This window comes from Falsirhodobacter sp. 1013 (assembly GCF_051195255.1).
GTDB lineage: Bacteria > Pseudomonadota > Alphaproteobacteria > Rhodobacterales > Rhodobacteraceae > Falsirhodobacter.
This window is the reverse complement of the sequence record NZ_JBNJLK010000010.1, coordinates 26,821-39,199: the sequence shown is the minus strand read 5'-3', so window position 1 is coordinate 39,199 and position 12,379 is coordinate 26,821. Positions and strand designations below refer to the sequence as shown.

The following is a 12,379-nucleotide window of genomic DNA, read 5'->3' as shown; positions in this document are numbered from 1 at the left end:
GATCTGCGCCAAAAACAAAAACATCTGACAGGAGGAAGAAGCAACATGACATTCCGTGGTCTTGCCCTTGGTGCGACGGTTCTGGCGCTTGGCCTTGGTCCGGCGGCGGCGCGCGATCTGACGGTGGTCGGCTGGGGCGGCGCGGGTCAGGCGGCGCAGGCCGACATCCTGTTCGGGCCCTTCACCGAAAAGACGGGCCATACGCTTCAACAGGAAAGCTGGGGCGGGGGCTACGGGATCATCAAGGCCAAGGTGGACACCGGCGACATCAACTGGGACGTCGTGCAGGTGGAGGCGGACGAGCTGGAGCTGGGCTGCACCGACGGCATCTACGAACCGCTGGACTGGGACGCCATAGGCACCCGCGACCAGTTCGCCGAAGGCGGTGCCTCCGATTGCGGCGCGGGAACGCTGACCTGGGCCTTCGCCCTCAGCTGGGACGGGGACAAACTGGACGGCACGCCCACAAGCTGGGCCGACATGTGGGACACGGAGCGTTTCCCCGGCAAGCGGGGCTTGCGCAAGGGGGCCAAGGGCTCGCTTGAAATCGCGCTGATGGCCGACGGCGTCCCGGCCGCCGAGGTGTACGAGGTGCTGGCCACCCCCGAAGGCGTCGACCGCGCCTTCGCCAAGCTGGACGAGATCAAGTCCGACGTCGTCTGGTGGGAATCGGGCGCGCAGGTGCTGCAGCTTCTGGGCGCGGGGGAGGTCGTGATGACCGCCGCCTATGACGGGCGGCTGAAGATGGCCGCGCGGGATGAAAAGCGCAACTTCCAGCTGACCTTCAACGAGGCGCTTTACGCCACCGACAGCTGGGTCATCCTGAAGGGCACCCCCATGAAGGACGAGGCGATGCAGCTTGTGTCCTTCATGAGCCAGCCGGAAAACCTGTCGAAGATGCCGGCCGTGCTGCCCTACGGCGTCCCGAACACCGCCGCGATGGAGATGCTGACGCCCGAGGCCGCCTCCGAACTGCTGACCGCGCCCGAGAACTTTGGATCGGCCCTCGCCATCGACACCTGGTTCTGGGTCGACAACATCGAGGCACTGTCGGCCCGCTTCAACGCCTGGCTGGCGCAATCCTGAACGGAGGCCGGAATGGCGCCCGCACCCTTCATCCGCTGCGATGGCATCGCCAAGTCGTTCGGGACGACCCGCGTGATCGACGGCCTTGCGCTCGACATCTTCAAGGGGGAATTCGTGAGCCTGCTCGGCCCCTCCGGCTCGGGCAAGACGACGCTTCTGACCATGATCGCCGGGTTCGAACGCCCGACCGAGGGCGGGATCTGGCTGGACGGCTACCGCATCGACGATCTGGCCCCGCACAAGCGTGACATGGGCGTGGTCTTCCAGAACTACGCGCTGTTCCCGCACATGACCGTGGCGCAGAACGTGGGCTTTCCGCTGCGGATGCGGCGGGTGGGGCGGGCCGATGCGCAAGCCCGCGTCACCCGCGCGCTGGAGATGGTGGAGCTGGCCGCGATGGCGGACCGCCGCCCGTCGCAACTGTCCGGCGGGCAGCAGCAGCGGGTGGCGCTGGCCCGCGCGCTGGTCTTCGAACCCCGCGTCGTGCTGATGGACGAACCGCTGGGCGCGCTGGACAAGCGGTTGCGCGAACAGATGCAGCTGGACATCCGCGACCTGCACCGCCGCCTTGGCCTGACCATCGTCTTCGTGACCCATGACCAGTCCGAGGCGCTGACCATGTCCGACCGCATCGCCGTCTTCAACAAGGGCCGGATCGAACAGATCGACACCCCCGCCGCCGTCTATGACCGCCCCGCCACCCGCTTCGTCGCCGAATTCGTGGGCGAGACGAACATGCTCGCGGGCCGCGTGGCCGAGGCGGGACCGGACGGCGCGACCGTGGATCTGGCCGGCGGCCTGCGCATCCGCGTTCGCCAGCCGCTGGAACAGGGGTGCGCCGTGTCGGTCTGCCTGCGCCCCGAGCGCCTGCATCTGGGCCGCGCGGGCGCGAACGTGATGGACTGCCGCGTGACCGATCGCGTCTACATGGGCGATCACCTGCGCGTGGCTCTGGACGGGGCGGCGGGCCCCATCGTCGCGCGCCTGCCGCGCAGCGCCGACAACGTCCGGGAAGGGGAGCCGGTCACCGCCTCCTTCGCGCCGGAGGATTGCTGGGTGCTGGCCGCATGATCCGACGACGCCTGCCGGGCCTGCGCGCTGCGGCCCTTGTCCTGCCGCTGGTCGCCTTTCTGGGCGTGTTCTTCCTGTGGCCGATGATCAGCATCTTCACCACCGCCGTATCGGACCGCGAGGTGTCCAGCGCCTTTCCCGAACTGGGCCGCGTGATCGGCGACTGGGACGGGCAGGCGCCGACGGAGGCCATGCAGCAGGCGCTGGCGGCCGACATCCGCGCGACCCCGCAGGACCGGATGGGCGACGCGGTGCGGCGGCTGAACAGCCAGACCTCCGGATTCCGGTCGCTGTTCGGGCGCACGCAGCAGGCGGTGGCGCGCGGCACGGGGCCGGTCGATCTGGTGGCGCTGGACGACCGCTGGGCCCAGCCGGTGTACTGGGAGACGATCCGGTCGGCCCTGCCGCCCTATACCGGCCGCTTCCTTCTGGCGGCGCTGGACCTTCAGCAGGGACCGGACGGGATAACGGGTTTGCCCGCCGGCCAGTCCGTCCATGTGCAGATCTTCCTGCGGACGTTGGGCATCTCGGCGCTGGTGACGGGGCTGTGTGCGCTGATCGGGCTGCCCTTCGCCATGCTGATGCTGGCGACGTCGGGCTGGGTGCGCAACGTGCTGATGGCCTCGGTCCTCCTGCCCATGTGGACCTCGGTGCTGGTGCGCTGCACGGCCTGGCTCATCATCCTGCAGAATGACGGGATCCTCAGCCGAATCCTGCAGACGCTCGGCGGGATGCGAGAGGCGCTGCCCCTGCTGTTCACCCGCACCGGCGTGGTGATCGCGATGACGCATGTCATGCTGCCCTTCATGATCCTGTCCATCTACAGCGTGCTGATCGCCATGCCGAAGAACCTGATGCCGGCGGCGGCGTCGATGGGGGCACACCCGATCGCGGCCTTCCGCACGGTGCTTTTGCCGCTGGCCATGCCGGGCATCGTGTCGGGCGGGCTGCTGGTCTTCATGACCTCGCTCGGCTTCTACATCCTGCCGGCGCTGCTGGGGGGCGGGAATGACCAGCTCATCAGTTCCTTCGTGGCGGAATACGCGATCCGGCAGGCGAACTGGCCGCTGGCCAGCGCGCTTGGCCTTGTGCTGCTGATCGTGACGGTGGTGATCTTCGCCCTGTACCAGCGTTTGTCCACCCAACTGGCGAGGGCGTAGATGGGCGCGATCAAATTCCTCTGGGGCACACTCTGTGTCCTGTTCCTGATGGGGCCGCTGATCGTCATCCTGCCCATCGCCTTCAACGCGGGCGGTTTCGTCTCCTTCCCGATCGAGGGGTGGTCCCTGCGCTGGTTCGTGGTCCTGTTCGGCGATCCGGGCTGGCGGCTGTCGATCTGGAACAGCCTGATCGTGGGCCTTGCCTCCTCGGCGCTGGCGACGGTGCTGGGAACGCTGGCGGCCCTGGGGCTGCGGGGGCGGGTCGGGGCGCCGGTGGCGCTGGCGCGGATGGTGTTCCTGCTGCCGATGGCGACACCCGCCGTGGTTCTGGGGGTCGGGATGCAGCTGATCTATGCCCGGCTGGGGCTGGGCAGCACCTATGCCGGGCTGATCATCGGCCACGCCGTCCTGTCGATCCCGTTCACCGTGCTGTCGGTCACGGCGGCGCTGGCCAGCGTGGACGGCGGCGTGGAACGTGCCGCCGCCAGCCTTGGCGCGCCGCCGCCCGCCGTCCTGTGGCTGGTGACGCTGCCGATGGCGCTGCCGGGGATCGTGACGGGCTTCGTCTTCGCCTTCGCCAATTCGCTGGACGAGGTGGTGCTGACCATCTTCCTCGCCGGTCCGAACCAGCGGACGCTGGCCCGCCAGATGTTCCTGCAACTGCGCGACAACCTGTCCCCCGCCATCGCCGCCGCGGCCTTCACCTTCATCGTCGCCACGATCTGCATCGGCATCACGGGGCTGTGGCTGCAGCATTGCCGCAAGCGGATGATGGCCTGAGGGATCAGTCCCCGGCCGCGCTCCGAACCTCGGCCAACGCGTCCTCCAGCGGGCGACCTTCGTGATAGCCGGCCAGCGATGCTGGGCGCTCCACGCCGGGTTGCAGGCGGGAACAGGGCTCCGGCGCGCCCAGCACCGTGCGCACGGGGATGCGCTCGGCATAGATGGGCAGGTCGTAATCCTCCTCCTCGTCGACGACGCCCTTGGCGCGGATCTTGGCCGAGGCGCGTTCGATGTCCATCGCGATGACGCCGGTGGCCTTGATCTCCTGCCCCGTGCTGGGACGCAGGCCGGCGGTCCGGTCGGCGAAGAGCAGGTCCACCGCATCCACCAGCGCTTCCGCCCTCTCTGCGGGATCGGTCACAGGGCGGGCGCGGCCGAAGGCCATGACGGACCGGTAATCGGCCGAATGGTTGAAGCCGCAGCGCGCCAGCACAAGGCTGTCCAGATGCGTCACCGTCAGGCAGACGGGGTGCCCTTCGGCCTGGTTGCGCAGCATCCGGCTGGCGCTGCTGCCGTGCCAATACAGCGTGCTGTTCTTGCGCCAGAACAGGGTGGGCGTGCAGAAGGGCTGCCCGTCGATGACATAGGACACGTGGCACAGGGCCGCCGCGTCCAGCAGCCGGTGAACCGTCTCATGGTCGTAGAAGCCGCGGTCATGCCGGCGTTTCATACGGTTGGTCCCGTCGACGGGATAGGTGGCGGCCATGACGGATCTCCTTGAAGGTGTGACTGCCATCGGGATAAAAGCAGAAAGTGGTTGAGGATAGGTCCACATCATGACGAAAAATCCGACCAATGTCTGGCCTGTGGATCTTCCGCTGCAACTGGACCGGGGCGCAGGGTCGCAGGTGTTGCGGATCTATCTGGCGCTGCGCGACAGCATCCTTTCGGGGCGACTTCCGCCGCAATCCCGCCTGCCCGCCAGCCGCGCGCTGGCGGGTCAGCTTGGCGTGCGCCGCAACGCCGTGGTCGCCGCCTATGAACGCCTTCTGGCGGACGAGCTGGTGGAGGCGCGGACGGGGGCGGGCACCTTCGTCGCCCCTTCCGTTCCCGTGGGCGTCGTACGGCCGCCGACGGAACCGACCGTTGAAACAACGGCCGCGCCCACGATCTTCGCCCTGGGCCGGACCCATGCCGAACCGCAGATCCGTGACGACCTGCGCCGCGCGGTGGCCCGCCACCTGCGCCATTTCGACGACGCCCATCTTGCCTATGGCGATCCGCGCGGCAGCCGGGCCTTGCGCGAACAGATCGCGGCGCATCTGGCGGTCAATCGCGGCATCCTGTGCGATCCGGATCACGTGGTGGTGGTCAGCGGCATGCAGCAGGGGCTGCGGCTGGCCCTCGGCACCGTGGTCGCCCCCGGCCACAGCGTGTGGATGGAGGATCCCGGCTATCCCGCCGCCCGCCAGGCGATCGAGGGGGCGGGCGCCCGCGCCGTGCCCGTGCCCGTGCCGGTGGATGGGGGCGGGCTGGACGTGGCGGAAGGTGTGCGCCGCGCGGGTGCGGCGCAGGCGGCCTATGTCACACCCTCGCACCAGTTTCCCACCGGCGTGGTGATGTCCATGGCCCGGCGGGTGGAGCTGCTGGCCTGGGCGGAACGAACGGGCGCGTGGATTCTGGAAGACGATTACGACAGCGAGTTCCGTTACGCCGGACCGCCCCTTACCGCCCTGGCGGGTTTGGACCGGGCGCGCCGCGTGATCTATTTCGGGACCTTTTCCAAGGTGCTGTTTCCGGGGCTGCGGCTGGGATACGTGGTGCTGCCGCCGGATCTGCTGGAACCGACGCTTGCGGCGCGGCAGGCGATGGACCGCTTTCCCCCGACGCTGCTGGAAGGGGCGGTGGCGGACCTGATGGCGCGGGGCGACCTGTCCGCCCATATTCGCCGCGTGCGGACCCGCTATCGCCACGCGCGGGACCTGCTGGCGGCCACGCTGCAGGGCCATGCCGAAGGCCGGCTTCAGGTGACCGTCCCCGAACAAGGGCTTCACCTCGTGGCACGGCTGATCGGCAACCCTCCCCCCGGAACCGCCGCCCGCCTGCAGGACATGGCGCGGATCGGCGGGCGCCTTCTGTCCGAAACGCGGATAAAGCCGCAGGCCGAGGACGGCTTCGTTCTGGGTTTTTCCGGGCACGATCTGGCCGAGGTGAAGGCCGGCGCCCTCCGCCTCTGCGCGGCCTTGGCGGAAGGCGGGGCCGCCGACGTCACCCCCCCTCGATCATGATGGAGGCCATCATGCTGCGGACGCCCGCATGGATCACGTCCCGGTGGTTCCGCTCATGCCACAAGAGGTTGATCTGGTACCCGGCCGAAGGTACGGACTTCGGCACGAAGGTCGCCAGCCCGTAGCGGTCGGCCAGATGCTTCGCCGCCCGCGCGGGCAGCATCAGGATCGCGTTCGTGCCCAGCAGAAGCTGCGCGGCCGTGTGGATGTCCGGAACGGTCAGCGTTTCGCGGGCGGGGGGGCGCAGGGCCTCCAGCCCGTCATGCACGTCGCCAAAGCCCGTCTGTGTGTTGGACCCGATCCGGATGGACAGATAACGCCCAAGATCGGAATAGGAGGGCGATCCCGCGGCCGCCGGATGCTGCAGATGGCACAGGCCCAGCACGGGTGCAGGGGGCAAAGCCCGTCGGAAGAAGCCGGGGGGCGCGTCGGCCATGTTGCCAAGGATCAGGTCGATCTTGCCCGATTCCAGTTGCGGCAGCGCGTTGGACAGGCGCGTCAGCGGCAGGAAGACGGTGCCCGGCGCCACCTCGCGGAAATAGTTCACCAGATGACCCGACAGCAGCAGCGCCTGATGGTCCGGCATCGCCAGAATGAACCGTTCCGGCGCCAGCGGGGTGCGGTCCAGGATGCCGTCGATGTCGCTCAGGGCGGAGGTGACCTTGGGAAACAGCGCCTCCGCCAGCGGGGTGCGGTCGAAGGCGCGGTTGGCCTTCACCAGCAGCTCATCGTCATAGATGCTGCGCAGCCGGGTCAGCGCGCGGCTCGCCGCCGGCTGGCTGAGCCGCACGTCCTGACCCGCATGGGTGATGTTGCGCCGCCGCAGCAAGGCCGCCAGCACCACCAGCAGGTTCAGGTCGAACTCTCCCAGATCCTGCGCTTCGCCGATGTCGTCGATCCGCAGATCGGACAGGTTGTCGAGTCTTCGGTGTTCAACCATGGGAGGGTGCGCTTTCGCTGGCCGCCGACAACGTGTCGCTGGCAAAGGCGCCCAACCGGTCCAGCAGCGACAGGTGGGACAAGGGCAGGTCCCGTTCCATCCAGGTGATGCGGAAGCCATGGGGGGGCAGGTCGACCGGCGGCGGAAGCGCCTGAAGATCCACCGTGCGCCGCAGCCAGATGCCAAGGCTGCGCGGCACGGTCAGCGCCACGCGTCCCTGCGCCGCCAGAAGGGAGGCGGCCATCACGTCCGGCACGTCCACCAGCCGCGCCGGAGCCCGCTGCAGCGCTTCGGTGACCTGCGGAAAGGGATCGCCATCGATGCGGGCATGGGCCATGTCGGCATCCATCTCCTCGGCCGGGGCCACAAGGGTCACGAACGCCTCGCTGTGGACCAGACGGCTGGCCATGCCCTCCCGCTCGGCCAGGGCCGGGCCAAGGATGAATTCGGCCGCGCGCGTTTCCAGCTGGTCCAGCGCGTCCTGCGGCAGCGCGTGCGTGCCTATTCGCAGCGGCGTGTTGCCCTGCGGCCGCTGGTGCATCAGCCCCGGCATCAGGAGGGGGGAGAAGTATTCGCTGACCGACAGGGCGACGCGGGATTCCGCCTGCCGCAGGTGGCAGGCTTCCCGCACCTGCGCCATGGCGGCGGGCAGCCGCCGCGCCAGATGGGCGCCCCGCGTGGTCAGTTGCAGGCCGGCCGATCCGCGCACCAGCAGGTCGTCGTCCAGAAGGTCGCGCAGCCGCGCCAGCGCGCGGCTCATCGCGGGCTGGGTCTGGCCGATCTTGCGGGCCGCCAGCGTCACGTTCTGGTGAAGCAGCAGGGCTTCCAGCGCGATCAGCAGGTTCAGGTCGACCCCCGCAAGGCGGATCTCCACGCCCGGGCCTTCGGCATCCTGACCCTCGGACCTGGGCGACAGGTAGGATTGAGGGACATAATTCATTCTGGAACCTCGTCTTCGATCGTTGCTGCCATCCGGCCTCCTCACGGACGGCAACACCACGCATACCGGATTTTTGCGTAGCTTATCAGACAGTTTAGGGCTGCGCCCCCGGAAGTGTGGTTTTGCCCGTCCCATGGCCGGCACCGGGACAAGATGCCCTGTTCGCCGGCGAAGTCGAATTGCCCCGATGCCCCGGCGGTGGATCGGGGGAAGGCGGGGCGGCCATGCCATTTTGTCATGCGCCCATGTCGCCGCGCCCAGATTACAGGCTGCCGGGCCCCGTGCCAATCATGATCCAGCGCAGGAGGCCACCGCCCCCTGGGAAGAAACGAAAGGGGCGTTCGCATGTCATGGGACAACCGGGTCGCCTGGACCGAGGGCCTTTTCCTTTGCCCCGAGCATCTGCAGCAGGCGGATCGGCACAACGAGAAGTTCGCCCGCCAGATCATGGCCTCGCGCCACGGATACGGCTGGGGCTTCACGCAGCTGACCCTGAACACCGAGATGCTGGCACAGGGCCGCATCGGCATCATCGGGGCCGCGGGCATCCTCGATGACGGCACGCCCTTTTCCATCCCCGACGACGCCGACGCGCCACCCCCCTATGCGCCGCCGCGCCATCTGCGCGACGAACGGATCCACCTGTGCCTGCCCCTGCGCCAACCGGGGATGAGCGAGGTGGAGCATCACCCCGCCCCCGACCTTCCGGCCCGCTTTGCCATTGCCGAAAAGGCGCTGGTCGACACGGTCAGCGGCGAAAAGGACCCCGCGCGGATCGAGGTGATGCGCCTGCGCTTCCGCATCCTGCCCGAAAGCGCGGACCGCGCGGGCTTCACCTCGATCCCCGTGGCGCGGGTGGTGGAGGTGCGGAACGACGGCCAGATCCTGCTGGACGCGGACCATGTGCCGCCCGTGCTGGATTGCGCGGCCGCCCGCCCCCTGGCCGACCACATCGCCGAGGTGGCGGGCCTTCTGCACCACCGGGGGGAGGCGCTGTCGGGCCGGCTGACCGAATCCGGATCGCGCGGCGTGGCCGAGATGAGCGATTTCCTCCTCCTCCAGCTGATCAACCGGACCGAGCCGCTGTTCCGCCATCTGGGCCAGACCCCGCGCCTGCATCCCGAGGCGGCCTTCGCGACGCTTCTGCAACTGGCCGGCGAACTTGGCACCTTTTCCCGCGCCAACAAGCGCTTTGCCGAGATGCCGGCCTATGACCACGACGATCTGGCCGGCTGCTTCCGCCCGCTGATCGTGCTGATCCGCGCCGCGCTGAACGCGGTGCTGGCGCCCACGGCCCTGCGCATCCCGCTGCGCCAGTTCAAGTATGGCGTCCACATGGCCGAGGTGGCGGATCGGGGCCTGTTCACCGCCGCCAGCTTCGTGCTGGTGGTGCGGGCCGCCACGCCGCCCGAACGCCTGCGCCGCGACTTCCCCGCGCAGGTGAAGGTCGGCCCCGCCGAACGCATCCGCGAGTTGGTGAACGTGGCCCTTCCAGGCGTGGGGCTGGAGCCGCTGGCCCTGACCCCGCGCGAGATTCCCTTCGCGCCGCAGACGGTCTGCTTCCAGCTGGACCAGAACAGCGCCTACTGGAAGGACATGCGCGGTTCGGGCGGGCTGGCGCTGCATGTTCCGGGCGATTTCCCTGATCTTGACATGGCCCTGTGGGCGATCCCCCGGGCGGAAGGAGGCGCGTGATGGGACTGCTGCTGGCCATCGAGGGGGAAGGCCCCCTGCCGCCGAACCTGCGCCCCGACGGAACGATCGTGGTGGAGGATCGCCTGACGCTGGGCAGCGCGCCCGACAACGGCCTTGTGCTGGACAGCGCCGCCCCGGTGCATTGCCTGATCTTCGACGATCGCGGCACCTATCAGGTTCTGGACCACAGCCAGGGCGGCACGGTGATGAACGACGCCGCCGAACCCCTGCAGGGCGGGGGGCCGGTGCCGCTGGACATCGGGGACAGCCTTCTTCTGGGCGGCTGGCGCCTGACCGTGCTGGGCCATTCCCGCCCGGCCGAGGAGGCGCCCCCCGAGGAGCCGGAGCCGCATTTCTTGGAACGGGTGCTGATGGTCGAGGAGGACGCCGACTATGCCATCCGGCGCGGCGACACGACCCCGCCCTGGGATGACGGCGACGGCGATCTGTTCCCCGTCGAACAGGGCGCGTCCCAGTTCGACCACCGCGACCCGATCCACGACGCCTACACCCCCGCACGCGCCGGGACCGAGGCGATCCCCGATGACTGGGACCTCTTTGCCGATATCGGCCTTCCCGCGCCAGTTCCGCAAGCCGCCCCGCAGCCCTCACCGCAACGCGACCCGCTTCCCCCAAGGCCCGCGCCCGCCGCCGAGGCGGGGCTGGCCGCCGCCTTCTGCCGGGGGGCGGGGCTGGACCTGGCCGACCTGCCCCCGGGGCAGGAGGCGCCGACGCTGGAACTCGCCGGCGAACTTCTGGCGACAGCGCTGGCCGGTCTGCACCTGCTGTTGCAGAACGGGACCGAGGGGCGCCGTGCGGGAACCGAACTGACGAACCCCCTCAGCCTGCCCGGCACCTCGCGCGACATGTTGCGGCTGTTGCTGCGCGGCCCGCTTCCGAACCTTCTGCCCGGCGACATGGCGATCACCCGCGCCTGTTCCGACATCGCCGCGCAGGTGGAGGATCTGCGCGACCGCCTGCGCCGCGTGTCCGGCATCGCGACCGAGATGCTGGCCCCGCAGGCGATCGCCGAGGCCGTGGAACCCGCCTCCGTGACCCAGAAGCTGCGCCGGATGCGGGGCGGGCCGGACCCCTTCCGCCGCGCCTTCGAACAACGCCACCGCGAAGCCTCGCTCAGCATCCGGATGCTGGCGGGCGACGACGAACACCCGCCCGAGGTTCCGGCACATGGCTGACATCGCGATCGACCTTCCGCGCGCGCGCGGGCCCGTCCCCATGGCCAACCTGCCGAACGCGCCCCGGCCCGCGCCGCTCCTCCCTTCGGGCGTGGTGTGGGCCGCCTCGTCCTCGGGCCGCCGCTCCCCCCTCGTGATCGCGGCGGGGCCGGTGCTGGAGCTTTGCGCCGAGATGAAGGCCGGCCGGCAGGTGCGGCAGGCCGAACAGGTCCACCGCGAGGCCTTCCGCGCCATCCGCCAGTTCGAAACCCGCGCGGCCACGCTGGGCCTTGCGCCAAAGGCGATGAAGGCCAGCAAATACGTGCTGTGCGCCACTCTGGACGACATCGCGATGAACTCCACCTGGGGCAGCCGTTCGGTCTGGACCTCGCGCTCCCTTGTCGGGGCGCATTTCAGCGAAACCTGGGGCGGCGACCGCGTCTTCGACCTGCTGGACCAGATGCGCTCCGACGCGCGCGGCAACGTGGAGCTGCTGGAGCTGATCTATTGCTGCCTCAGCCTCGGGTTCGAAGGGCGCTACCGCATCTCGGCCCGCGGGGCGGGAGAGATGCAGATCCTGCGCGAGGATCTGTACCGCCTGATCCGCAGCGTGCGCGGCCCGGTTGAAACGGATCTGGCCGTGCGGTGGAAGGGCGTGGACGTGCCGTCGGATGCCGGACGGCTGCGCGTGCCGCTGCTGGCGACGGCGCTGGCGGCGGCGGGCCTGCTTCTGGCGCTGCTCGCGCTCTTGTGGCTGCTGTTCAACCCGTCCTTGCAGAAGGTGTGGGATCTGGCCGGTGCCATCCCCCCCGCCGGCCCCGTGACGCTGAAGCGCGACCCCGTGACCGCGCTGGTCCTGCTGCCCGCCGACCGTTTGCGCGGTTTCCTGGAGCCGGAGATCCGCGAAGGTCTCGTGACCGTCAGCGAGGATGACAACAGCATCAAGGTCACCATCCGGGGCGACGGCATGTTCGATTCCGCCGCCGCCGAACCCCGCCCGGCGTTCCTGCCCCTTCTTCAACGCATCGGGCGGGCGCTGGACGCGGAAACCGGTGCCGTCACGATCGAAGGGCATACGGATTCCCAAGCCATCCGTTCCCCGGAATTCCCGTCGAACGACGCCCTGTCGCTGGCGCGGGCCGAAGCGGTGCGCGCCGTGATCGGCGGGCAGATGGGCGATCCAAACCGGCTTGGGGTCGAAGGGCGCGGGGCCGCCGCCCCCATGGCCACCAACGACACCCCCGAGGGACGCGCCCTGAACCGCCGCACCGAAGTCATCCTGTTCAAGGAGGCACGCTGAG

At 69.4% G+C, this 12,379-nt stretch carries 11 protein-coding genes; 8 read left to right on the top strand and 3 right to left on the bottom strand.

Annotated features, from left to right (window positions below; translation table 11 throughout):
- Positions 1-45 precede the first annotated feature (45 nt).
- From ACSHZY_RS13620 to ACSHZY_RS13605, 4 genes are read left to right on the top strand one after another with little or no spacing between them, the layout of a single operon-like run.
- Positions 46-1,086, top strand: coding sequence for a polyamine ABC transporter substrate-binding protein (locus ACSHZY_RS13620; RefSeq protein WP_435169989.1), 1,041 nt, complete (start codon positions 46-48; stop codon positions 1,084-1,086).
- 12 nt (positions 1,087-1,098) lie between these two features.
- Entirely contained in the window at positions 1,099-2,157 is a 1,059-nt protein-coding gene (locus ACSHZY_RS13615; protein WP_435169987.1) for an ABC transporter ATP-binding protein, read from the top strand.
- Positions 2,154-3,317, top strand: coding sequence for an ABC transporter permease (locus tag ACSHZY_RS13610; RefSeq protein WP_435169985.1), 1,164 nt, complete (start codon positions 2,154-2,156; stop codon positions 3,315-3,317). Before ACSHZY_RS13615 ends, ACSHZY_RS13610 begins: the two co-directional genes overlap by 4 nt.
- Positions 3,318-4,097: an ABC transporter permease gene (locus ACSHZY_RS13605; RefSeq protein ID WP_435169983.1), complete on the top strand. Its 780-nt coding sequence runs from the start codon at positions 3,318-3,320 to the stop codon at positions 4,095-4,097.
- A gap of 4 nt (positions 4,098-4,101) precedes the next feature.
- Here ACSHZY_RS13605 and ACSHZY_RS13600 read toward each other — a convergent pair whose 3' ends face one another.
- A complete protein-coding gene (locus ACSHZY_RS13600) occupies positions 4,102-4,806 on the bottom strand; it encodes a pyridoxamine 5'-phosphate oxidase family protein (protein ID WP_435169980.1) in 705 nt (234 codons plus the stop codon).
- A 70-nt stretch (positions 4,807-4,876) separates the two neighbouring features.
- Between ACSHZY_RS13600 and ACSHZY_RS13595 the strand changes: the two genes are divergently transcribed.
- Complete coding sequence (locus ACSHZY_RS13595; protein WP_435169977.1) at positions 4,877-6,328, top strand: PLP-dependent aminotransferase family protein; 1,452 nt, start codon at positions 4,877-4,879, stop codon at positions 6,326-6,328.
- Here ACSHZY_RS13595 and ACSHZY_RS13590 read toward each other — a convergent pair.
- Positions 6,309-7,268 (bottom strand): LysR substrate-binding domain-containing protein, encoded by a 960-nt coding sequence (locus tag ACSHZY_RS13590; RefSeq protein ID WP_435169976.1) that lies wholly within the window; start codon positions 7,266-7,268, stop codon positions 6,309-6,311. The two genes, ACSHZY_RS13595 and ACSHZY_RS13590, sit on opposite strands and share 20 nt — an antisense overlap.
- Positions 7,261-8,208 (bottom strand): LysR family transcriptional regulator, encoded by a 948-nt coding sequence (locus ACSHZY_RS13585; protein WP_435169973.1) that lies wholly within the window; start codon positions 8,206-8,208, stop codon positions 7,261-7,263. Before ACSHZY_RS13585 ends, ACSHZY_RS13590 begins: the two co-directional genes overlap by 8 nt.
- A gap of 345 nt (positions 8,209-8,553) precedes the next feature.
- Here ACSHZY_RS13585 and tssK point away from each other — a divergent pair, with 345 nt between their 5' ends.
- The 3 genes from tssK to tssL are packed head-to-tail and all read left to right on the top strand — an operon-like array spanning position 8,554 to position 12,378.
- The gene (gene tssK, locus ACSHZY_RS13580) at positions 8,554-9,903 is read left to right on the top strand and encodes a type VI secretion system baseplate subunit TssK (RefSeq protein ID WP_435169971.1); all 1,350 of its coding nucleotides are present in this window, start codon (positions 8,554-8,556) and stop codon (positions 9,901-9,903) included.
- On the top strand, positions 9,903-11,099 hold the full coding sequence (locus tag ACSHZY_RS13575; protein WP_435169970.1) for a type VI secretion system-associated FHA domain protein: 1,197 nt from the start codon (positions 9,903-9,905) through the stop codon (positions 11,097-11,099). The genes tssK and ACSHZY_RS13575 overlap by 1 nt, the downstream gene beginning before the upstream one ends.
- Complete coding sequence (gene tssL, locus ACSHZY_RS13570; RefSeq protein WP_435169967.1) at positions 11,092-12,378, top strand: type VI secretion system protein TssL, long form; 1,287 nt, start codon at positions 11,092-11,094, stop codon at positions 12,376-12,378. The genes ACSHZY_RS13575 and tssL overlap by 8 nt, the downstream gene beginning before the upstream one ends.
- Position 12,379: the final 1 nt, after the last annotated feature.

Excerpts from the sequence above, each read along its gene's own strand:
- ACSHZY_RS13620 (WP_435169989.1), top strand. The coding sequence starts at position 46 with ATGACATTCCGTGGTCTTGCCCTTGGTGCGACGGTTCTGGCGCTTGGC.
- ACSHZY_RS13615 (WP_435169987.1), top strand. The coding sequence starts at position 1,099 with ATGGCGCCCGCACCCTTCATCCGCTGCGATGGCATCGCCAAGTCGTTC.
- ACSHZY_RS13610 (WP_435169985.1), top strand. The coding sequence starts at position 2,154 with ATGATCCGACGACGCCTGCCGGGCCTGCGCGCTGCGGCCCTTGTCCTG.
- ACSHZY_RS13605 (WP_435169983.1), top strand. The coding sequence starts at position 3,318 with ATGGGCGCGATCAAATTCCTCTGGGGCACACTCTGTGTCCTGTTCCTG.
- ACSHZY_RS13600 (WP_435169980.1), bottom strand. The coding sequence starts at position 4,806 with ATGGCCGCCACCTATCCCGTCGACGGGACCAACCGTATGAAACGCCGG.
- ACSHZY_RS13595 (WP_435169977.1), top strand. The coding sequence starts at position 4,877 with ATGACGAAAAATCCGACCAATGTCTGGCCTGTGGATCTTCCGCTGCAA.
- ACSHZY_RS13590 (WP_435169976.1), bottom strand. The coding sequence starts at position 7,268 with ATGGTTGAACACCGAAGACTCGACAACCTGTCCGATCTGCGGATCGAC.
- ACSHZY_RS13585 (WP_435169973.1), bottom strand. The coding sequence starts at position 8,208 with ATGAATTATGTCCCTCAATCCTACCTGTCGCCCAGGTCCGAGGGTCAG.
- tssK (WP_435169971.1), top strand. The coding sequence starts at position 8,554 with ATGTCATGGGACAACCGGGTCGCCTGGACCGAGGGCCTTTTCCTTTGC.
- ACSHZY_RS13575 (WP_435169970.1), top strand. The coding sequence starts at position 9,903 with ATGGGACTGCTGCTGGCCATCGAGGGGGAAGGCCCCCTGCCGCCGAAC.
- tssL (WP_435169967.1), top strand. The coding sequence starts at position 11,092 with ATGGCTGACATCGCGATCGACCTTCCGCGCGCGCGCGGGCCCGTCCCC.